This is a genomic window from Methylophaga marina (assembly GCF_030296755.1).
In the GTDB taxonomy this organism is placed as follows: Bacteria; Pseudomonadota; Gammaproteobacteria; order Nitrosococcales; family Methylophagaceae; genus Methylophaga; species Methylophaga marina.
Window position 1 is genome coordinate 1,956,280 of record NZ_AP027741.1, and the last position, 20,083, is coordinate 1,976,362.

The window sequence follows — 20,083 nt, forward strand, 5'->3', positions numbered from 1 at the left end:
CCGGGTGAATATTAAAGAGCAGTTAATGGATCGCCTTCAAAGATGACACCATCCCAACCCGTCTTCATAAAATGACGGATATTTTGATGATCATCACCTGTTGGGTTAGCTAATACATCCTCTCGATAATACTTACCAAAGCAAGCCAAAGTGTCGTCAACGCTTAGCGAATGCTTTTTGCCAAATCCAAGAATTTTGCATGAGCCGTTATTTTGTCCGGCTTCATTCGTGGTTCCACCATTTTTAAATGCGGTAGGCGTAAAGACATAATTTGCATCGATGACCGACATTGTGTCTTCAAACTCTATACTTTCTGGTTGAGTTTTTAATTGCGTGATAAAAGACTGCAATTCCATATTATCTCCATTGTTCATTAATAAATCGGGTGAAATTTTCTCTAATTTGGTGCTCTGATCTAACTTAATTAAGGTCGGTATAGTCTCTTTCATAGCCATCTGTCATGGCTTGTATATTTGAATCCGGGCACTGTATCAGAGACGCTGTAAGAGCGTCATACCACTCATGTTTCAATTGGATTCTTTTATACGAGAAAGACAAGCTAACAGAACCAGCCCTATGACAAACAACATGAGCTGTAACCAGACATGACCCCAGACAGCACCGATTGAAATAGCAAAAGACAAAACGACAATTAGATATACTTTCTTTTTTACATCACGACGCATGCTATGCGTGTGTTGCCACTGCTTCAAAGGGGGACCAAACCACTTATGATCGAGCAGCATTTGGTGAAAACGAGGTGAGCTTTCAGCAAAACATCCCAGCGCTAAAATCAGAAAAATCGTGGTTGGCATCAAAGGTAAAATAACGCCAATGATGCCAAGACTGACAAACATCCAACCCAAGCAGATTAAAATGAGATGTTTGATGCGTGTCTTCATATTGCCCGGTTTACGCTCTCGACATAAATTTACCTGTGTCAGTATTGACCCGGATAATTTCACCATTCTCGATATACTCTGGCACTTGAACTTCCAGTCCTGTTGATAATGTGGCTGGTTTAGTTCGCGCCGCAGCAGTAGCACCTTTTATACCCGGTGAAGTTTCAACGATAGTCAATGACACCGCGGCTGGCAACTCAATAGCAACGAGTTGTTGTTCTAATAAAACCGCCACAATATTGTCCAAGCCATCATGAATAAAGCCTAGCGCATCTTCAATATCAGCAGCATTAATCGCATATTGTTCATAGCTTTCGTTATTCATGAAAATATAACTGTCACCATCCTGATAAGAGAACTGCACTAGCAGACGCTCACAGTCGACTTCTTTAAGGAAGTCCTCCCCTTTGAAAGATTCATCACGTTTTTGTTTGGTTTTAAGATGGTTAAAACGAACTTTATAAAGTGTGGATGCGCCGCGTGAAGATGGGTTACGAATATCAATATCCTTAACAACATAAGGCTCATCATGCACTTCGACTACCATTCCACGTTTAAGATCACTGGCCTTGGGCATATTTTTGTTCCGGTTATCATAGAAAAATCCGCATTATACGTTACCCAAGTCACAGCGGAATGCGTCTTCATCTAGAAGTCATTAAAGCAAATCGGCGTTATTGCGGCTTTACGTTAGAATGTTACCTATTGTTTATCGATAATTAAAAAGGAACATGAATGGCAATTCAGTGGTATCCCGGCCATATGCACAAAGCCAGTAAAGAAATAAAAGAGATTCTGCCTCAGGTGGATCTGATTATTGAAGTGCTGGATGCCCGAATTCCTTTCAGTAGCCAGAATCCTATGCTGGCAGAGATTCGCAAGGATAAACCTTGCATCAAATTATTAAATAAATTTGATCTCGCGGATGTTTCTCTCACTGAGCGCTGGCAGCAGTATTTTGAACAACAGAGTCATACCAAGACATTAACCATGGTGGCTCAGCAATATGACGGTATCGCTGATTTGCTTACACTATGTAGAAATATGGTGCCAGCAAAAGCAGAAGCGGGTAGACCAATCAATACGATGATTATGGGGATTCCCAATGTGGGAAAATCAACATTGATTAATAGCCTGGCCGGTAGGCAAATTGCTAAGACAGGAAATGAACCTGCTATCACCAAAATGCAGCAGCGGATTCGCCTGGAGCAAGGTGTCGTTTTGCATGATACCCCTGGCGTGTTATGGCCAAACCTAGAAAATCCTCATGGCGGCTATCGTTTGGCAGTCACAGGTGCAATCAAAGAAACAGCAATTGATAATGATGATATTGCTTTATATGCCGTTGAATATCTAATGAAAGCCTATCCGGCTCAACTCAAAGAACGATTTGGCTTGTCTGAACTTTCAGAGCATGCACTTGAAAACATGGAAACTATCGGCACAAAACGCGGGTGTTTACGATCTGGTGGCCGAGTGGACTTAGATCGCGCAGCGAAAATTATTCTGACAGAGTTAAGAGCCGGTATGTTGGGTAGGATAACGATGGAAACACCTGAGATGATTGAAGCTGAATGGCAACAGGTTTTAGTGGCTCGGGAAGAAAAAGCAGCAAAAAAAGCAGCCAGAAAAAATAATAGAAAGAAGAGATAAGCGACGTCTGTTGAATCACATAGGCATCGCTTACAAATAATAGGAGAACGACCTATGATGCGTTTATTAACAAGCATACTGTCTTTATCTTTATTGGTGGCCTGTAGTTATATGTCACCCTCGATAAAACCACCGGCAGAGGGGGATCTATCACTTCAACAAGTCGCTATGGATATTCAGGCTAATAGCGGTAAACGTGTACGTTGGGGAGGCAAAATTATTGCCGTCGAGAACACCGACCAACAATCAGAAATACTGGTTGTCCAGTTTCCTCTTAATCGTGCTGGACGACCTGATGATAGCCTTAACAGCGATGGTCGGTTTTATGTGCGGAGTGCCAACTTTCTTGATCCGGAAGTTTACAAACCAGATAGTTTTATTACCGTTTTAGGGCAGGTCGTTGACGAGAAAAAAATGACCGTTGATCAAAAGCAACTCACTTTACCTGTGATTCAATTACTCAAAGATCAGCGTTGGCCTGCCAATAATTCCGTTTCAGGTCTGCCATATAACCCTAAACATGACTGGCCATTTGTCGGTTATGGCTACTATGGAACGGGATCCTACTCCCCATAAAAAAACCAAGTGAAATCTATTTAATTAAATAAGAATGATTTGCATTTAGATTTAAATGTATCTATACTCATCTCCACATTGTCAGGACGAGGTGAGTTATGAAAACGGCACAATTTAATACACATGGAAGACACAGCATTCATCTGGCATTTGATGAGACGACACTTGAAACCCTAATCCGCGAAGGTAAGCTCCACGCAGCAGACTTTAATTGCCTGGATAGAAGCTCAAAGAAAACAGTTTGGAATATGTTGCTATCTGCAGCAGCAAGGAAATTACAATCATGAATATGCCACTTAGTCGACTCGAGTGGCAGCGTGATTGTCTGTTAGTCGCCATCAAGGAACTGGTGGCTTACTATCAACTTAGCCCATCAGCATGCTTGGCATTACAAATAAGCCGTAACTACCGTTTGTTGATCACACAAGACGATCGTCTTTCTATCAAAACACTTTGGCAATCTTATGCGAAGAGTTGGTGGGATGTTTACTGTCGTCACCGGAACCTCAAGCAGCGCACAGCATTTTCCTTTTCTTAACATTTTAACGGAGTCATCATGGCCAGTAGAGCGTGTAAACCAGCGACCATCTTCGAATCAAAAACAGTCGATATTCAACATTGTCCTGATTGCAAAATGATTCATCTCACAATGGGGTCGATTACAGTCAGAATGAGTGAACATCATTTTTCTGAGTTTGCTAAAGACCTTAGCCGCGGCTTATTTGAATTCAACACAACGATCAATGAGCAACCAAGTTTGCGCGTGATGATGTAGCAATTTTGCAACAATAAGCAGAAATTTATTAAAAAAACAAGAAGAAATAATGATAATCATTATTAACTAGTGTATGTTTCCCCTCTGTAAAGTTTTGTAAAGATTTAACATTAGGGGAATATAAGTGAAATCAAGACTGACTGTGTTGGCAAGTGGTGTAGCGCTTGCGACTTCTATCGGCCTTTATTCATCATCGTCAATTGCTGAGGGTAAGGCTGCCGAGTTAGATACTGTAACGGTTATTGGTGACGATGAAGCTGCACGTAAATTACCAGGTTCAGCAGCTGTCGTTAGTCATGAGCAATTAAGGACCGAAGCAACAACAGATATTCATCAGGTGTTGAAAACTGTACCAGGCGTTTATATTCAAGAAGAAGATGGGTTTGGGCTTCGTCCTAATATTGGTATCCGTGCAGCCTCGCCAGAACGCAGTCAGAATATTACTTTGATGGAAGATGGTGTGCTGATTGCGCCGGCTCCATACTCAAATCCCGCAGCATATTATTTTCCTACCACATCAAGATTGCACTCTATTGAAGTGCTTAAAGGGGCGCCATTACTGCGTTACGGTCCTCAAACCGTGGGCGGTGTTGTCAATTTAGTATCCACTCCGATTCCTGAAACTAATCAAGGCAGTGCGATGTTTATGATGAACGATCGGGGCTCTGCTGATTTGCATCTCAATTATGGCGGTAAAACTGGTCCATGGGGCTACTCTATTGAAACAGCTCAGCGCCATTATCAAGGGTTTAAAGATATTGACCGTAATGATGATAACAGTGGCTTTCAACTTGAAGATTACGTCGCTAAACTCTCATGGGAAGGTGAACGTAATAAGTTCTTATTTAAAATTCAACGTTCGATGGAAAACTCTGATGAAACTTATGCCGGGTTGACTGATGTAGATTTCCATCGTGATGAAAACCGTCGCTATGGACTGACTCATATCGATGAGATGGATAACCAACACACTGGTATTAACCTGACTCATGTGTTTGACTGGAGCGATAACCTTACCTCTACCGTCACAGCCTATCGTAATGAGTTCAAGCGTAACTGGTTTAAATTCGATGGTGATTACGATAGAGCAAGCCCAACTAGTGATGGTAGCGATATCATCGCTGATGCGAATGCTGGTAATGCGAATGCTATTGGTATACTCCGAGGCACTATCGACGAAGAGAATCTCCTATATAAAAACAATAACCGTACATACGATTCATACGGTGTGCAGGCTAACTTCAACTGGCTGGTAGGTGAGCATGATGTCAACTTTGGTGCCCGCCAGCATTATGATGAGACGGATCGTTTCCAACCAGTAGAAGTGTATGACCAGGTTAATGGTCAGCTTGTCTATCAGGGCACAAATGCAGTTGGCTCCAGTGACAACCGTCTTGAAGAAGCTCAAGCACTCAGTCTCTGGATTACAGATGATTATCAAGTCACTGAGCGTTTGTTATTGAACTTGTCATTGCGAATGGAAGATGTTGAGACTAAAGCGCGCCGGTATGCTGGTGGTGCAGCTCGATCATCAGTGACCGATAGAGTGGATAATGATTACCGTGAATATCTTGCTGGTATCTCCGGGACGTTTGATCTGACCGACAACTGGCAGGTTCTCGCAGGTTTTCACGAAGGGATGATTCCACTTAGTGCTGGTGCAGAAGATGGTACTGAGCCGGGTAAGAGTGACAATTATGAACTTGGTCTGCGCTTCAACCATGGCGTATTCTATGGTGAAGCCATTGCTTTCTATTCAGATTTCAGCAACCTGGTGGAGCAATGTTCAGTCGCCGCACCATGTAGTAATGATGCTGAATCAGGTTCTTTCAGTGTCGGTGGTGCCAAAGTTAAAGGTCTTGAATTTCAAGCCGGGACTTTATTCACTGCGGGCGACTTCTTGATTCCTGTTGATCTGGCTTATACCTATACCGACGCCGAAACGACCTCCGGTGATGAATTTGCCAGTGGTCAGCAATTACAAAATATTCCTGAGAATATTTTCAGTATTCGGGTCGGTTTAGAGCACAATAATGGCTGGAATAACTATGCCGTCCTGAAGTATATCGATGAGACCTGTGTATCGATTGGTTGTAATAAATCTGACAGCCGACTAGATAAAAATGATGCATTGACTACAGTGGATCTGATTAGCCGTTATCAGTTTTCCAGGGGACCTGAAGTGTTTGTAAAAGTGGAAAACTTGTTTGATAGACAGGAAATCATTTCACGTAGCCCGTTTGGTGCTCGTCCGAATATCGAAAGAACGGTTTGGGCAGGATTAATAGTAGACTTCTAGTCTTTCACTTAAACAAAATAAAAAGGCAGTTTCGACTGCCTTTTTCATATCTGCTATCAGCGAAACTACAAATTTAAGTTCAATGCTGGCAAACTAAAAAATATTCTCAATTAAAGACTTCTCTCATGCACGGTAAAAGAAATATTGTCAGTGTCATCGTAATGACTATTTTGGCTATCATCATTTTGCTGAAAGTAATGAGTGGCTCACTTATCAATCATGCTGCACAACTCAAGCTCGACGAAATATACATTAATGAAGACTGGCTAATGTCTCGTTACGGTATGGGGAAAATACAACCTGATGTCTCATTTCTCATTGATAACAAGATGTTTTCTCAGTTTGGTCATCAACTTTTTATTGATGCCAAACCACTAACGCATTTACAACGTCCTCTATTAGGTGGCATCAGCCTGGAAGATATCATTGTTTTGACCACTGATGACGCATTGATTCTTCTGACTCGTGAAGGGGAGTTCATCGAAAAAATGGGCGCTGAAGCAGGCATTCCTGCCCCCATTCAAAATATCGGTCTTTATCATGGTGAGCCTGTTTTACAAACACGCCAAGCAATGTGGCGTAGTAACTTTATGCTGGATAAGTGGGAACCGATTTCATTACAAGGCGTCTCATGGAGTATGCCGCATCCTTTACCACAATCCGTGCATGATGCACTCAAACAATTTTTCTATGGTAAAGGCATCAGTGTTCAGCAACTTCTAATTGATATACATAACGGTCGTATCCTTGGCGATCTGGGTATTTGGTTAATAGATTTACTGGGACTCATGATTGTTTTCTTATCTCTGTCAGGTTTATGGATGTGGGGTAGAAGGGGTAGTTTCTTGTCATGATGCCTTTAACAAAGGAGCTCAACATACGATGAGACAGGCTGATTTTCCCTATTTGCCAAAAGACTTTATTGAGACCGTTGAAGGTCTTATTTTTGCTGTGGTCAGCTATCACCCTCATCAACAAAAGATTGGTTGCTTTCTGCGGTATGTTCAGAATGGAGGTCAATGGCAAAAGATTGATACTGAACAAGCTAACCGTCTTTTGGGTCGTCATTACCCACAGTACTTATTCAAATCCAAGCAGTTTGATGCAGAGTTTCATGCCGTCAAACCCGCTGATGTCACGGTTCATCATCAACCAGAACGCTGTTTAAAAACGCTTCTTGAACGTCCAGCTCACGATAAAATAGAAGAAAAATGTCACCGCCTGATCGAGATATTGACGGGGTATGGAGTTGATACTAGCGCCTTAGGACTGACTGGATCAATGTTGATTGGCCAGCAAAAGAAAGGATCAGATATTGATTTGGTCGTTTATGGGCGTGACGCTTTTTATAAAACTCGTCTCGCAGTAAAGCAAGCCATTGCAGAGCAGCAATTGTCCTCACTAGATATTTCATTGATGAAAGATAATTTTCAGCGCCGGGGGGATCGCTTAATTTCGATGAGTTTGCTTGGCATGAGGCACGTAAATATAACAAGGCAGCCATTGATGGAACCAAGTTTGATATTGGTATGGTCAGTTTGCCTGAAGAAGTAGTGGTCGATCACCATCACTATATGAAACAGGGTATTTCTACCCTCAAAGCGGTGGTGATTGATGATAAGCAAGCATTTGATTTTCCAGCCCGTTACCTTATAGATAATGAAATGACACCAGAGGTTATTTCGTTTACTCACACGTATGTTGGTCAAGCACAAAAAGGTGAAACGATTGAGGTTGCAGGAGCTGTAGAGTGTGATTCGGCATCAGGACAACGACGTTTAGTTGTCGGTTCAACCCGTGAAGCAGTTGGTGAATATATAAAGGTGTGCAAAGAATTATGAGTGAAGTAGATAATCCCGCAATAGCAGATATCGGTGTCGTTGGACTGGCCGTAATGGGTCAGAACCTTGTCCTGAACATGAATGATAAAGGATTCAAAGTCGCCGTATTCAATCGTACCACCAGTAAAGTGGACGAGTTTCTCAATGGGCCAGCCAAAGGTACAAATGTTCTTGGCTGTCATGATTTGAAAAGCTTTGTCAGTAGCTTGAAGCCACCGCGTCGGGTGATGCTTATGGTGAAAGCTGGCCCCGTTATTGATGCTTTTATTGAGCAATTGGTGCCTTACCTTGAAAAGGGAGACATCATCATTGATGGTGGTAACTCGCTCTTTAATGACAGTGATAGAAGAACGCAGGAGCTACGTCAGAAAGGGATTCTATTTATAGGCAGTGGTGTATCAGGAGGAGAGGAAGGAGCAAGGCATGGACCTTCTTTGATGCCGGGAGGAAATAATGCGGCATGGCCCGCCGTTAAGCCTATTTTCCAGAAAATATCAGCACAGGTGGATGGTGAACCCTGCTGTGATTGGGTAGGAAATGATGGGGCTGGTCACTATGTGAAAATGGTACATAACGGAATTGAGTACGGCGATATGCAACTCATCTGTGAAGCTTACCAGATGATGCGTGAAGGTCTCGGTATGAGTGGAGAGGAAATTCATCGCGTCTTTGCCGAATGGAATGAGGGCGTTCTGGACTCTTATTTGATCGAGATTACACGTGATATTTTGGCTAAGCGTGATGAGAATGGTGAGTTACTTCTCGATCATATTCTCGACACGGCCGGACAAAAAGGCACGGGAAAATGGACAGGGATGAATGCACTGGATCTGGGGATTCCTCTGACATTAATCGGTGAAGCTGTGTTTGCGCGTTGTTTGTCCTCTCTAAAAGACGAGCGTGTGACGGCGTCAAAAGTTTTACCTGCCATCACAGCACGTTTCGACGGTGACAAGGCGGAGATGGTTAACGCTATCCGTGATGCTTTATATGCATCAAAAATAATCTCTTATGCTCAAGGGTATATGCTGATGCGTGAAGCGGCTAAAACGTATGGTTGGCAGCTCAATTATGGTGGCATAGCGCTAATGTGGCGAGGTGGTTGTATTATTCGTAGCCAGTTTCTTGGCAAAATTCGTGATGCGTTTGATATTAACCCTGATCTACAGAATTTATTACTGGATGATTTCTTTATTGACGCTATCACCCATGCCCTGCCTGGATGGCGTAAAGCTGTGGCTACAGCGGTCAGCATAGGTGTTCCTGTCCCTACATTTAGCAGCGCCCTGTCATTTTATGATGGGTATCGTAGTGAACGCTTACCTGCCAATTTACTACAGGCACAGCGAGATTATTTCGGTGCTCATACATATGAACGAGTGGATAAGCCGCGTGGCGAATTTTTCCATACTAACTGGACAGGACATGGCGGCGATGTTTCAGCATCTAACTATGATGTATAAACAACGACAGCCATAAATAAAAAAAGCGGTCAAATGACCGCTTTTTTTTATAGGCCCTGATTGAGTTTGCGATGTCTTGTTAAGGTCAATAATTGATTAGGCTCACCCACAATAAATATATTGCCATCATTATCAACGGTGACACCTTCAGGCTGTTTCATAATGGGCCATAGATTAAAGATCCCTTTTTTTAGACTCTGCTTTGAGAGTGTATTGCCATTTAAATTAATTAGATTCAACTCATGCGAAGCTTCACTGAGTACTAACAGGTATGGTGATTGTTCGATATAAAATAAACTGATACCGGCGAAGTCCTTTACCAGCTCAGGTAAAGTTTGATTTAACTTCTCTACATCCACTTGGGTAATATCTCTGTCTGTTTCATCAGTCATATGATTCAGAATCATAGGGGGCTCTTCCTGTAAGATAAAAAATCCATAATGGGGAGACCAGGCTAATCCCTCCATAGCATTGTTATCTAATCTTGCCCAATTCATATGTAAGTGTTTACTGTCTGAATATTTCACTCTTTCTGTTTTCTCATCAATAGTGAAGAAAACCAGTTTTTGTCTTCTCTCCTCGGTGACTACAAACTGGTTCTGACCAAGGTAGGCGACACTCTCTGTATCGATAAACCCATCCAGATCAATTCGACGGACAATATCGCCTTGTTTTGTGAGTTCGATGAGTTGTTCAGGGTTATTGAGAACAGCAAATAAATGATCTGTTTCTGGTTGGTAGCTTAAACCAGACAGATTATCTTTAATGCCATCAATAGTGATCGGTTTACCAACTGAATAATGGGCGTTGAGATCCCATGGATTAGTCTCTTTGATTTGGGCTTCGGTGTTTGTGTAACTCAGCAATAATATGAGACTGAAACAGGCTAATGTTAACGTTAACCAGTGACCGGAAATGCGTTTCAGCTGTTGCATGATTACCTCATTTATTGATGACATTAAGTTGAGCTTAGTCATGCAATCTTAATCAAAGCTGAAAATAGGTCGGCTTATATGTAAAACATGAATGGGTAGAGCAGGGTAGTCAAAAAAAGCGGAACTGTTGCCAGTTCCGCCAAACAAGCTGTTCATCGCGTTATTTATGATCAGCTTTCAACTTTATCCTGTATTAATTGTTTACAGTAATGAATGATGATGATCGATGCTCCTATTAATAGAATAGAAGAAGCGATTCCCAGAATCCGCCATGTATCAATATTTTTCATATCAAGAATCAGATAACGGGCTAAAGCAACAATCGCTATATACAACGGTATCTTGATAGGAAGTTCACCCGACTCGTAATAAACCGCTACCATCGTCAGAACCTCTAGGTATATGAACATAAGTAGCAGATCAGTGAGTGATACATAGCTGTTGGTAATCATTATGTTGACTTCGATACCAATGGCTACCATGGTGGCAATCGCAACAAGAATCAAACCAACATCTTGTGCAAACAGCAGTGATCGACTTACAGAATTCTTTATTCGGTGTTGCATCGTTTTTTCTCCATTAAAAAAACACACCACACAAGAATGACTGTTTTTTAAACATGCTTTTGTAAGTTGTTTAAGAAGCAGAGATCCAAATTTGTGTGGATGGTCATACTAACAGCCATGAAAAAAAATGTTTTGTTTTTGTGTCCAAAAAATGGCAATAAGCAGGACTACGAGACAAGTTCTCAAGACATTTTGAGATAGAAAGAAGGTAAGATTCACGCATCATAAAGTCGTTATGATGCGTGATGATAGTGGTTTAACGGCGACGACGGCCAGTTGGAACTAAGAGTAGCAGTGTGCCCAAACCAATACTGATGGCACCGAGCCATTCAGGTACATGGTAAATTTCTTTTTCATCAACTTGCAGCTCAATGATACCGAGATCCGCTTCATGGGTTTTCTTGGTAAATTGAATGTCATCGATCACTAAGCCCGCTGTACCTGCAGCAATAAATAAAATACCGAGTAATTTAAGCAGCATTATTTATTCCTGTTTATTTGTTATGGCCTGGCGCATTTTCACTATTGCCCGGCCCATTGGGATCATGGCCTGGTGGCATTGTTTTATGTGGGTGGTAGTGATGGCAGGCACTCAGTAATAGGAATGCGCACAAGCTTAGCAACTTTAATACATGAATAAACATAGGTTTCTCCATAGTAAACATATGCGCATACTATCATTACTGCTCATCAAAGGCTTGTGAAAAGGGACTTGATGGCGGATCAATGGCTCACGGCATCGATATATTGATGTGAAGCTGTCTCAGGTGACTGATGATATCGATCGGATTCTATTAAGTATCGGGTTGCGCAGCCAGTCAGGGAAAAAAATACACCAGTAAAAATGATGCAGTTGAGTGTTTTTGAAAAACGAACAAACATATCAGTCAATCCAATCAATCATTGATGATTAGATGCTATATCAATTTAATTGAATTGACTGATTATTTTTAATAATCAAAGCATAAAGTTGAGAAAAAGGCGTTCTAACTCAACTAATCTTTTTGTTTTAGTTCTGTTGATACTTGAATATATTGGTCAAAATTCTGAATATAATCATCCATATTCATTTCTAACATTTGTCGATATTCTTTTACAAAAAATTCGATGGTTTCATCTCTTGAATCAGCCATATGCTGACTTTTAGTCCAGCCTGATGCGCTGAACCAGGCGGTGTATCGGGCCAGAGAATACATAAATGAAGTACTAACTTCGCCGGCTGCTACTCCTTTTTCCATCTGTTCATTAGCCAGTGCGATAAATGCATCCGCACGGTTAAAAAAGGCATTATCTCTCTCACTCATAAGGTTTCGCTTTTATTTTTTATGGTTTGGCGGTATCACCAAGACTAGAAAACTAAGCATAAGCAATGAGTGAAAACTTGGCTAAGGAATCATCCCTGTATATTGATATGAAAGAAGCTTTTTATTGTGCTTCTTTCAACAGATAGGCCGGTAACATGGCTAGAAAACTCATCAAAGCAAAAATCAATAGAACGGTTTGTTCACCATACCAATGCGAAATTAAGCTAAATAATCCCCCTAGCAATAAAAACAGTCCAATGATGGTATTTGAGAGAGCCGTGTATATAGCCCGTTTATCCTGATCCGCGATATCGACTAAGTGAATTGAGCGTCCCATTCGAACACCTTCATAAGCGATCATCAGCGCGAATAATAAAAAGGGCAATATCCAGTTTGTCTCTAGTAGATGATAGTTGGCCGCAATCACCGTGAAAACAAGAGCAGTACCCGCACTAAAGCCTGAAAAGAACAAGACTTTCCGGCTCGAAATATCGGCGAGACGACCCCAGACATAACCGCTGATCAAACTGGCTAATGATGAGGCAAACAATAAGCTGCCTAAACCACCGATAGAGTTATCCATTTGCTCTGCATTCAATGCCAGCATGAACGGTGGTGCAAGTGCCGTGGCTATCAGTAATGCACGAGTCAGGATAAATAGTCCCAACTCATGATCAGTGTATAAATATGAAAGGTTCTTTCTGGCAACGATAAAAAGATTCTTACCCCCTTCTGTCGCACCTTTTCGTTCTTCTAATGTTGAAAATAATGCACAGGCGAGAATCCAGAAGCCTGCAGCAAAGAACAGCCCTATGGTTACCAGCGTTAATTTATCAACGACTTCAAGAGAAATAAGCAGCGCATAGGCAATCACTAATCCGGCTGATAAAGAGGATGCTGCGCCAGTCGCTGTGCCTCGCTTGGCCTTACTGACTGTTTTGCCCAGAACATCTTTATAAGATACAGAACACATGCTTCTTGAAAGTGCCAGCACGCCTAATAGTGAAACTATAACAATACCGAGCAGCGTACTGTCTAGCGTCATCACTGCTATGCCCATGCCTGCCGCGCTCAGACCTTGAATCAAACTCCCCAATACCCAAACATATTTACGTAGAGCCAGAGAACGTACGGTATCAGCAATAAATAATTGTGGTAGAAGCGATCCGGCTTCTCGAATGGGCACGAGTAAACCGATGAAATAAGCCGGTGTCCCTAGTGTAGTAAGAATCCAGCTTAAGATGAGTTTAGGATTTACAAAGGCATCAGCCGACTTTGTTAGTGATAAAGAGAGAACATGCGTTGAAAAGTTTCGTGGTTGTTCGTCACAGGCTTCTTCCGGTATGTCTTTACACGCTCTGCCATCATCTTCTGCAGTTAGGGTATTCCACGCTAGTTCAGCCGCGCTTTCAGTGAAATCATTTTCTTGCTTTGGCACAATGCAAAATACCCTTAATGTTCAGCTATATCCTAATCTTCATCCACATCGTCTGTATCAATTTGCCCAGAGATACGGCGACGGATGTGCGACCATGACATACCGACGGCTAACACCGCTGAGATAAGGAATAGGGCGATGTAGCTGAGAATAGAGAAATCATCAATGCCCAGTAAGCCAAGATCAACCAGCCACCAGATAATAATTGCAAAGAACGCCAGTGCGAGTAATAAGCCAAATCCACCTAGCGAACGAAACGTCGCTCTCAGATAAATCGTCCAGCCGATCATTAATAACACCGTTGTCATCGCAAATGGTGGTGTTTTAAACGTTCCCTGGCCAAAAAACGCATCCTGAGCCCAGTGATAGTAGCTATAACCACTCGGGTTGTAACTGACAAAGACCAGAAGTAAAGCAAACAAAAAACGTACAAAAAAACTCTGGGAGTTGAAGCGTTGGGCCATGTGGTGTCCTTCTTATTTATCGTATGCAGACTGGGAATACATCATAGCGTTTGTTTTATGTTTAGCAATGCTCTCCACTAGATAGTAGACAAGTGAAACATTAATTAGCGAATCTCAAAATCAGTGAATGTTTGGTCTGGTGATTGCTCACTGATGTCAAGTGAAGTGACTTCAGCAAATCGTGGGCCTTGATTAGCCCACTTGAGCATGCATTCCAGTTGCTCGGTTTCACCTTGAATGAGTAGTTCAACTCGACCATCAGTCAGGTTTCTGACCCAGCCTGCTACGCCGAGTTGATGAGCTTGTTGCTGGGCCGAGTAGCGGTAACTGACGCCTTGAACCCGACCACTGATGAAACAATGTTTTTGTTTTATTCCCATTCAATCGTGGCGGGTGGTTTGCCTGAGATATCATAAACAACCCGAGAAATACCGGCTGTTTCATTAATGATACGACGTGAAACCAGATCCAGAAAATCATAAGGCAGATTGGCCCAGCGGGCTGTCATGAAATCAATCGTTTCTACAGCGCGTAGTGATACGACATAGTCGTAACGGCGACCATCACCCATCACACCGACTGATTTCACAGGAAGGAATACAGCAAATGCCTGACTGGTCTTATCGTACAGGTCGTGTTTACGCAACTCTTCGATAAAGATGTTATCGGCTTTACGTAGTAAGTCAGCAAATTCTTTTTTCACTTCGCCAAGAATGCGCACACCTAAGCCAGGGCCTGGGAACGGATGACGATAAACCATATCAGATGGCAGACCGAGTTCTACACCTAACTTGCGCACTTCATCCTTGAATAATTCACGTAGAGGCTCAACCAGTTGCAGTTTCATATGCTCTGGCAAGCCACCGACATTATGGTGAGTCTTAATAACGTGAGCTTTACCGGTTTTGGCTGCTGCAGACTCAATGACATCTGGATAGATAGTGCCTTGAGCCAGCCATTTCACATTTTTTAATTTGGCGGATTCTTCATCAAAGACTTCAACAAAGACACGGCCGATGATTTTACGTTTTTTCTCAGGATCGGCTTCACCCGCTAACTCATTCAGGAAACGATCTTCGGCATCGACACGAATCACTCGAATACCCATGTGTTTAGCAAACATCGCCATAACCTGATCACCTTCGTTTTCACGAAGCAGACCATTATCAACGAAGACACAGGTTAACTGGTCACCAATGGCTTTATGCAGAAGAGCAGCCACAACGGATGAGTCGACGCCACCTGATAATCCAAGCAATACTTCGTCATCACCGACCTGTTCACGGATAGCTTTGATGCTGTCTTCGATGATATTGGCTGAAGTCCACAAACACTCGCAGCCACAGATATCTACAAGAAAACGCTCAATCATGCGCTGGCCTTGTGTGGTATGCGTGACTTCGGGATGGAATTGAACACCATAAAAGTGGCGCTCTTCATCGGCCATGCCAGCAATAGGGGCGCTGTCGGTGCTGGCGATAATTTTAAAACCTTCAGGCAATTCAGCGACGCGATCACCATGGCTCATCCATACATCGAGCATGCCCCAGCCTTCAGCGGTAGTGTGATCTTCAATATCGCGAAGTAATTCAGAATGACCTCGAGCACGAATCTGAGCATAACCGAATTCACGATGATTGGATGATTCTACCGCCCCACCAAGTTGGGCAGCCATGGTTTGCATGCCATAACAAATGCCTAAGACGGGTAAACCCATCTCAAATACCGCTTGTGGTGCGCTAGGTGCCGCTTCTCCAATCGTTGAGTCTGGTCCACCCGATAAAATAATACCTTTGGGATTAAACTCACGGATTTCGGCTTCAGTTATTTCCGGATTGCGCAGTTCGCAATACACGCCGGCTTCACGAATACGTCGTGCGATAAGCTGTGTGTACTGAGAGCCAAAATCAAGAATAAGGATGCGGTGGTCGTGGATGTTGCTGCTCATTGAGGTATCTTCAACTCTGTTAAATAACAACTGCCCCAGAGAGGGGCAGTTGTGAAAGGGTTAATTAACGCGGTAGTTCGGCGCTTCTTTGATGATGGTGACATCATGTACATGACTCTCACTCATCCCGGCAGAAGTGACTTTTACGAATTGCGGTTTGGTGCGCATATCTTCAATAGTCGCTGAGCCGGTGTAACCCATGCTGGCACGGATACCACCAATAAGCTGATGAATCACGGCGCTCAAGCTGCCTTTGAACGGTACACGGCCTTCAATACCTTCTGGAACAAGTTTGTCAGCTTCGCTGGACTCTTGGAAGTAACGGTCACTTGAACCTTGTTTTTGCTGCATGGCACCCATTGAACCCATACCACGGTATGATTTGTACGAACGGCCTTGATAAAGCTCGACTTCACCCGGTGCTTCTTCCGTACCGGCAAACATTCCACCAATCATGATGGTGTGTGCACCAGCAACTAAGGCTTTAGCAATATCACCAGAGAAGCGAATACCTCCGTCAGCAATAACGGGAATACCCGTACCTTCTAAGGCTTTTGCGACGTTACTGATGGCGCTGATTTGAGGAACACCGACACCGGCAACAATACGTGTAGTACAAATTGAGCCAGGACCAATACCTACTTTAACCGCGTCTGCTCCCGCTTCAACTAAGGCTAGTGCGGCTTCAGCTGTGGCGATGTTTCCGCCGATGACTTGTACTTGTGGGAAATTTTGTTTGACCCACTTAACTTGATCTAAAACACCCTGAGAATGGCCATGTGCTGTATCCACAACAATGACATCCACACCTGCAGCAGCTAAGGCTTCAATACGGGCATTACTTTCAGCACCGATACCCACTGCAGCACCCACACGTAAGCGTTCTTGATCGTCTTTAGAAGCCAGTGGGTTATCTGTTTGTTTTTGAATATCCTTTACGGTAATCATGCCCGTAAGATGAAAGTTGTCGTCGATGACGAGCACTTTTTCAATGCGGTTACTGTGTAAAAGTGCCAGGACTTCGTCACGTGATGCGTCTTCTTTGACGGTAACCAGTTTGTCTTTTTTCGTCATAATTTCTGAAACAGGATTGCTGTAATGTGTTTCAAAACGCAGATCACGACTTGTGACGATACCGACCAGATCGTCCCCATCTACCACAGGTACACCAGAGATGTTGTGTGAACGGGTCAGCTCGACCACTTCACCAATGGTGGTATTCGGTGAAACAGTGATGGGGTCACGTACAACACCGCTTTCAAATTTCTTGACCTTACGAACTTCATTGGCTTGTTGTTCGATAGTCATGTTTTTATGCAGAATACCTAAGCCACCTTCCTGAGCCATCGCAATGGCGAGGCGACTTTCGGTGACGGTATCCATCGCTGACGAAAGCAGTGGGATATTGATGGTGATGTCACGTGTTAACTTGGTGGTTAAATCGACATCACGAGGGAGAACGTTTGAGTACGCAGGTAGGAGTAATACGTCATCAAACGTCAGGGCTTCTTGAGCAATTCTCATCGGGCACGTTCCTGAAATTACCTGTAATATGATCCTGCAATTATATCAGGAATATCTAGCGTTATGGCAGTACAATCTACATCTAATCAGAGAAGCGCAGTAGCAAATCGCGCGGTGAAAGATGTGTATCCAGTTTCTCGTTTAGTCAGAGAAGCCCGTGTGTTGCTGGAAGGCTCATTTCCATTACTCTGGGTGGAAGGCGAGATTTCTAACTTGGCCATGCCTGCCTCAGGGCATATTTATTTCACGTTAAAAGACGAAGCCGCGCAAGTTCGCTGTGCGATGTTTCGTAATCGCAATAATCAATTACGTTTCACGCCTGAAAATGGCATGCAGGTTTTATTGCGTGTTCGTGTCAGTTTGTATGAGGGGCGTGGTGAGTTTCAGCTTATTGTTGAGCATATGGAAGAGGCGGGAAGTGGTGCATTACAGCGAGCATACGAAGCCTTAAAACACCGGCTTGGTCAAGAAGGTTTATTTGACCAGGCGCACAAAAAAACACTACCGATATTACCTAAAGCTGTAGGCATTATCTCATCGCCAGATGGCGCAGCTGTGCATGATATTGTGAGTGTGTTGAAACGTCGTTTTCCTGCAGTGGATGTGATTTTATATCCCGTAGCCGTGCAAGGTGAAAGTTCAGCAGGGCAATTAATTGCTGCAGTGAAACTGGCTGATCAAAGACGCGACTGCGATGTCATCATCATTGGTCGTGGTGGAGGCTCTTTGGAGGATTTGTGGAGCTTCAATGATGAGCAATTAGCACGCACTCTGTTTGCCTGCGAACTTCCCATTATCTCAGCCGTCGGGCATGAGATTGATTTCACGATTTGTGATTTTGTCGCTGATGTCAGAGCTCCGACACCATCTGCCGCTGCTGAGTTAGCAGTGCCGGATGCCCAGCAGTATTTGCTCAATTTTCAACGCTATCAGCAGCAAATGACACACATTATTCGTCAGCGTCTGACTTCTGAACAGCGACATTTGCAACATTTACATCGCGCCCTTCCTCGGCCTGAATTGGTTTTACGACAACAAACACAATGGCTTACTCAACAAAAAAGACTATTGGATTCAGCCTGGCATCGACAAATACTGAATTGCCAGCAAAAACTTGATTATTTATCGGTCAGGTTAAAACATCCGAAAGCACAGATCGAAAAGCAACGCGCGATGTTAGAGGGCTTGTCTCATCGTTTGCAAACTGCGTTCAGAACTCAGCAAAAAAGCATGCATCAGCAATTTTTGTCATTACAGTTCAGGTTACAGAGACAGGTGCCACTGTCTCGATTACATGAACAACAAAACCTGGTACATACATTGAATAAACAGCACCACCGTTTAATGCGTCAGCATCTCGATAAAGCAAGACAATTTCTGGCACAACAGGTGCGGACGCTTGCAGCGGTAAGTCCCTTGAATACCCTGGATAGGGGCTACAGCATTACCAGTAGGGCGGATTCAGGTGAAGTAATCACCTCGGCATCAGCCGTTGCTCCAGGTGATAAGGTCTTAGTACGGTTGCATCAAGGGCAGCTAAGTTGTGAGGTGAAAAACGTTGATGAAATTTAATGGCTGGATATTGTCTTTTCTCTTGTTAATTTGTTCAGATGTCTTGGCAAAGCTTCCAGAGCAATCAGCTGTTCCCGGTGGGGTCGTCATTTTGCCTGTTGGTAGTATCGAAGAAACGAAACCTGATGTACGTTTTGAAGACAAACCTGTCATGGTGGTGAAAGCGGATGGTCTTTGGCAGGCAGTTGTTGGGGTTCCATTATCAGCAAAAGCGGGAACGTTGCGTGTCGTTGTTAAACGTGGTGAAGAAAAAAGTACGCAGTTATTTTCGATTAAAGATAAACAGTACCCGACACAGTACATTACGGTAAAAGATAAGCGGAAAGTGAATCCCAACTCGTTGGATATGAAACGAATTAATCAGGAATCAAGCCGTATTCAACAAGCATTAACCGCATGGACTGACACTGATAGTGAAACAGTGAATTTTATCTGGCCTGTGAAAGGACGTGTAAGTGGTTTATTTGGTCGCCGCCGTGTTTTTAATGGTGAGCCAAGAAAGCCGCATAGCGGCATGGATATCGCTGCTAAAACTGGCACGCCTATTCAGGCACCAGCGTCAGGTATTGTCAGAGGGACAGGCAATTACTTTTTTAATGGCAATACGGTCTTTATTGATCATGGTCAAGGTCTGATCACTATGTTTTGTCATTTAAACCGTATAGACGTAAAGGATGGTCAGACAGTCAATCAGGGGGATATTATTGGTACTGTGGGGGCCACAGGCCGGGTGACTGGGCCACACTTACATTTGGGTGTGAGTCTTAATGACGAACGAGTAGAGCCACGCTTATTTTTCCCACCTGAGTCAGAGTTAAAATAA

24 protein-coding genes are annotated in these 20,083 nt (G+C 43.2%); 12 read left to right on the top strand and 12 right to left on the bottom strand.

Annotated elements, in window-relative coordinates:
* Window positions 1-11: 11 nt before the first annotated feature.
* The 3 genes from QUE24_RS10070 to efpL form a co-directional block, all read right to left on the bottom strand.
* Window positions 12-455 carry a HopJ type III effector protein gene (locus QUE24_RS10070; RefSeq protein ID WP_339608403.1) on the bottom strand — a complete coding sequence of 148 codons (444 nt, stop codon included), beginning with the start codon at window positions 453-455 and terminating at the stop codon, window positions 12-14.
* A gap of 72 nt (window positions 456-527) precedes the next feature.
* Complete coding sequence (locus tag QUE24_RS10075) at window positions 528-902, bottom strand: YbaN family protein (protein ID WP_286303704.1); 375 nt, start codon at window positions 900-902, stop codon at window positions 528-530.
* A 10-nt stretch (window positions 903-912) separates the two neighbouring features.
* Complete coding sequence (gene efpL, locus QUE24_RS10080; protein WP_286303705.1) at window positions 913-1,479, bottom strand: elongation factor P-like protein EfpL; 567 nt, start codon at window positions 1,477-1,479, stop codon at window positions 913-915.
* A 158-nt stretch (window positions 1,480-1,637) separates the two neighbouring features.
* Here efpL and ylqF point away from each other — a divergent pair, with 158 nt between their 5' ends.
* From ylqF to gnd, 10 genes are all read left to right on the top strand, one after another.
* A complete protein-coding gene (ylqF, locus tag QUE24_RS10085; RefSeq protein ID WP_286303706.1) occupies window positions 1,638-2,555 on the top strand; it encodes a ribosome biogenesis GTPase YlqF in 918 nt (305 codons plus the stop codon).
* Between the two features lie 54 nt (window positions 2,556-2,609).
* A complete protein-coding gene (locus QUE24_RS10090) occupies window positions 2,610-3,131 on the top strand; it encodes a Slp family lipoprotein (protein WP_286303707.1) in 522 nt (173 codons plus the stop codon).
* 98 nt (window positions 3,132-3,229) lie between these two features.
* Window positions 3,230-3,418, top strand: coding sequence for a hypothetical protein (locus QUE24_RS10095; RefSeq protein WP_286303708.1), 189 nt, complete (start codon window positions 3,230-3,232; stop codon window positions 3,416-3,418).
* Window positions 3,415-3,669: a hypothetical protein gene (locus QUE24_RS10100; RefSeq protein WP_286303709.1), complete on the top strand. Its 255-nt coding sequence runs from the start codon at window positions 3,415-3,417 to the stop codon at window positions 3,667-3,669. The genes QUE24_RS10095 and QUE24_RS10100 overlap by 4 nt, the downstream gene beginning before the upstream one ends.
* An 18-nt stretch (window positions 3,670-3,687) precedes the next feature.
* Window positions 3,688-3,906, top strand: a complete 219-nt coding sequence (locus QUE24_RS10105; RefSeq protein ID WP_286303710.1) for a hypothetical protein — start codon at window positions 3,688-3,690, stop codon at window positions 3,904-3,906.
* A gap of 124 nt (window positions 3,907-4,030) precedes the next feature.
* A complete protein-coding gene (locus QUE24_RS10110; RefSeq protein WP_286303711.1) occupies window positions 4,031-6,205 on the top strand; it encodes a TonB-dependent receptor family protein in 2,175 nt (724 codons plus the stop codon).
* Window positions 6,206-6,330: 125 nt separating this feature from the next.
* Window positions 6,331-7,059, top strand: a complete 729-nt coding sequence (locus tag QUE24_RS10115; protein ID WP_286303712.1) for a PepSY domain-containing protein — start codon at window positions 6,331-6,333, stop codon at window positions 7,057-7,059.
* A gap of 28 nt (window positions 7,060-7,087) precedes the next feature.
* Window positions 7,088-7,759 carry a nucleotidyltransferase domain-containing protein gene (locus tag QUE24_RS10120; protein ID WP_286303713.1) on the top strand — a complete coding sequence of 224 codons (672 nt, stop codon included), beginning with the start codon at window positions 7,088-7,090 and terminating at the stop codon, window positions 7,757-7,759.
* Window positions 7,744-8,046 (top strand): hypothetical protein, encoded by a 303-nt coding sequence (locus QUE24_RS10125; protein ID WP_286303714.1) that lies wholly within the window; start codon window positions 7,744-7,746, stop codon window positions 8,044-8,046. The genes QUE24_RS10120 and QUE24_RS10125 overlap by 16 nt, the downstream gene beginning before the upstream one ends.
* The gene (gnd, locus tag QUE24_RS10130) at window positions 8,043-9,509 is read left to right on the top strand and encodes a decarboxylating NADP(+)-dependent phosphogluconate dehydrogenase (RefSeq protein WP_286303715.1); all 1,467 of its coding nucleotides are present in this window, start codon (window positions 8,043-8,045) and stop codon (window positions 9,507-9,509) included. The genes QUE24_RS10125 and gnd overlap by 4 nt, the downstream gene beginning before the upstream one ends.
* Window positions 9,510-9,556: 47 nt before the next feature.
* Here gnd and QUE24_RS10135 read toward each other — a convergent pair whose 3' ends face one another.
* The 9 genes from QUE24_RS10135 to guaB all read right to left on the bottom strand — a co-directional run bounded on the left by QUE24_RS10135 (window position 9,557) and on the right by guaB (window position 17,688).
* Complete coding sequence (locus tag QUE24_RS10135; RefSeq protein ID WP_286303716.1) at window positions 9,557-10,444, bottom strand: SdiA-regulated domain-containing protein; 888 nt, start codon at window positions 10,442-10,444, stop codon at window positions 9,557-9,559.
* A gap of 170 nt (window positions 10,445-10,614) precedes the next feature.
* Window positions 10,615-11,010: a phosphate-starvation-inducible protein PsiE gene (locus tag QUE24_RS10140; protein WP_286303717.1), complete on the bottom strand. Its 396-nt coding sequence runs from the start codon at window positions 11,008-11,010 to the stop codon at window positions 10,615-10,617.
* Window positions 11,011-11,266: 256 nt separating this feature from the next.
* A complete protein-coding gene (locus tag QUE24_RS10145) occupies window positions 11,267-11,491 on the bottom strand; it encodes a hypothetical protein (protein ID WP_286303718.1) in 225 nt (74 codons plus the stop codon).
* A 514-nt stretch (window positions 11,492-12,005) separates the two neighbouring features.
* Complete coding sequence (locus QUE24_RS10150; protein ID WP_286303719.1) at window positions 12,006-12,314, bottom strand: DUF3144 domain-containing protein; 309 nt, start codon at window positions 12,312-12,314, stop codon at window positions 12,006-12,008.
* 121 nt (window positions 12,315-12,435) lie between these two features.
* Window positions 12,436-13,752 (bottom strand): MFS transporter, encoded by a 1,317-nt coding sequence (locus QUE24_RS10155; RefSeq protein ID WP_286303720.1) that lies wholly within the window; start codon window positions 13,750-13,752, stop codon window positions 12,436-12,438.
* Window positions 13,753-13,784: 32 nt separating this feature from the next.
* Window positions 13,785-14,216: a DUF6524 family protein gene (locus QUE24_RS10160; protein WP_286303721.1), complete on the bottom strand. Its 432-nt coding sequence runs from the start codon at window positions 14,214-14,216 to the stop codon at window positions 13,785-13,787.
* A 104-nt stretch (window positions 14,217-14,320) separates the two neighbouring features.
* Window positions 14,321-14,596, bottom strand: coding sequence for an acylphosphatase (locus QUE24_RS10165; RefSeq protein WP_286303722.1), 276 nt, complete (start codon window positions 14,594-14,596; stop codon window positions 14,321-14,323).
* The gene (guaA, locus tag QUE24_RS10170; protein WP_286303723.1) at window positions 14,587-16,164 is read right to left on the bottom strand and encodes a glutamine-hydrolyzing GMP synthase; all 1,578 of its coding nucleotides are present in this window, start codon (window positions 16,162-16,164) and stop codon (window positions 14,587-14,589) included. Before guaA ends, QUE24_RS10165 begins: the two co-directional genes overlap by 10 nt.
* Window positions 16,165-16,224: 60 nt before the next feature.
* Window positions 16,225-17,688, bottom strand: a complete 1,464-nt coding sequence (gene guaB / locus QUE24_RS10175) for an IMP dehydrogenase (RefSeq protein ID WP_286303724.1) — start codon at window positions 17,686-17,688, stop codon at window positions 16,225-16,227.
* A 63-nt stretch (window positions 17,689-17,751) separates the two neighbouring features.
* Between guaB and xseA the strand changes: the two genes are divergently transcribed.
* Together xseA and QUE24_RS10185 are read left to right on the top strand one after the other, a co-directional pair.
* The gene (gene xseA / locus QUE24_RS10180) at window positions 17,752-19,260 is read left to right on the top strand and encodes an exodeoxyribonuclease VII large subunit (protein ID WP_286303725.1); all 1,509 of its coding nucleotides are present in this window, start codon (window positions 17,752-17,754) and stop codon (window positions 19,258-19,260) included.
* The gene (locus QUE24_RS10185; protein WP_286306108.1) at window positions 19,250-20,083 is read left to right on the top strand and encodes a peptidoglycan DD-metalloendopeptidase family protein; all 834 of its coding nucleotides are present in this window, start codon (window positions 19,250-19,252) and stop codon (window positions 20,081-20,083) included. Before xseA ends, QUE24_RS10185 begins: the two co-directional genes overlap by 11 nt.

What these genes read in the sequence shown, in the direction of transcription:
- QUE24_RS10150 (WP_286303719.1), bottom strand. Translation starts at nt 12,314, where the DNA reads ATGAGTGAGAGAGATAATGCCTTTTTTAACCGTGCGGATGCATTTATC.
- guaA (WP_286303723.1), bottom strand. Translation starts at nt 16,164, where the DNA reads ATGAGCAGCAACATCCACGACCACCGCATCCTTATTCTTGATTTTGGC.
- ylqF (WP_286303706.1), top strand. Translation starts at nt 1,638, where the DNA reads ATGGCAATTCAGTGGTATCCCGGCCATATGCACAAAGCCAGTAAAGAA.
- QUE24_RS10160 (WP_286303721.1), bottom strand. Translation starts at nt 14,216, where the DNA reads ATGGCCCAACGCTTCAACTCCCAGAGTTTTTTTGTACGTTTTTTGTTT.
- QUE24_RS10185 (WP_286306108.1), top strand. Translation starts at nt 19,250, where the DNA reads ATGAAATTTAATGGCTGGATATTGTCTTTTCTCTTGTTAATTTGTTCA.
- QUE24_RS10165 (WP_286303722.1), bottom strand. Translation starts at nt 14,596, where the DNA reads ATGGGAATAAAACAAAAACATTGTTTCATCAGTGGTCGGGTTCAAGGC.
- QUE24_RS10115 (WP_286303712.1), top strand. Translation starts at nt 6,331, where the DNA reads ATGCACGGTAAAAGAAATATTGTCAGTGTCATCGTAATGACTATTTTG.
- QUE24_RS10095 (WP_286303708.1), top strand. Translation starts at nt 3,230, where the DNA reads ATGAAAACGGCACAATTTAATACACATGGAAGACACAGCATTCATCTG.
- gnd (WP_286303715.1), top strand. Translation starts at nt 8,043, where the DNA reads ATGAGTGAAGTAGATAATCCCGCAATAGCAGATATCGGTGTCGTTGGA.
- QUE24_RS10090 (WP_286303707.1), top strand. Translation starts at nt 2,610, where the DNA reads ATGATGCGTTTATTAACAAGCATACTGTCTTTATCTTTATTGGTGGCC.
- QUE24_RS10120 (WP_286303713.1), top strand. Translation starts at nt 7,088, where the DNA reads ATGAGACAGGCTGATTTTCCCTATTTGCCAAAAGACTTTATTGAGACC.
- QUE24_RS10135 (WP_286303716.1), bottom strand. Translation starts at nt 10,444, where the DNA reads ATGCAACAGCTGAAACGCATTTCCGGTCACTGGTTAACGTTAACATTA.
- QUE24_RS10100 (WP_286303709.1), top strand. Translation starts at nt 3,415, where the DNA reads ATGAATATGCCACTTAGTCGACTCGAGTGGCAGCGTGATTGTCTGTTA.
- guaB (WP_286303724.1), bottom strand. Translation starts at nt 17,688, where the DNA reads ATGAGAATTGCTCAAGAAGCCCTGACGTTTGATGACGTATTACTCCTA.
- QUE24_RS10105 (WP_286303710.1), top strand. Translation starts at nt 3,688, where the DNA reads ATGGCCAGTAGAGCGTGTAAACCAGCGACCATCTTCGAATCAAAAACA.
- QUE24_RS10140 (WP_286303717.1), bottom strand. Translation starts at nt 11,010, where the DNA reads ATGCAACACCGAATAAAGAATTCTGTAAGTCGATCACTGCTGTTTGCA.
- QUE24_RS10075 (WP_286303704.1), bottom strand. Translation starts at nt 902, where the DNA reads ATGAAGACACGCATCAAACATCTCATTTTAATCTGCTTGGGTTGGATG.
- xseA (WP_286303725.1), top strand. Translation starts at nt 17,752, where the DNA reads ATGGCAGTACAATCTACATCTAATCAGAGAAGCGCAGTAGCAAATCGC.
- efpL (WP_286303705.1), bottom strand. Translation starts at nt 1,479, where the DNA reads ATGCCCAAGGCCAGTGATCTTAAACGTGGAATGGTAGTCGAAGTGCAT.
- QUE24_RS10070 (WP_339608403.1), bottom strand. Translation starts at nt 455, where the DNA reads ATGGCTATGAAAGAGACTATACCGACCTTAATTAAGTTAGATCAGAGC.
- QUE24_RS10145 (WP_286303718.1), bottom strand. Translation starts at nt 11,491, where the DNA reads ATGCTGCTTAAATTACTCGGTATTTTATTTATTGCTGCAGGTACAGCG.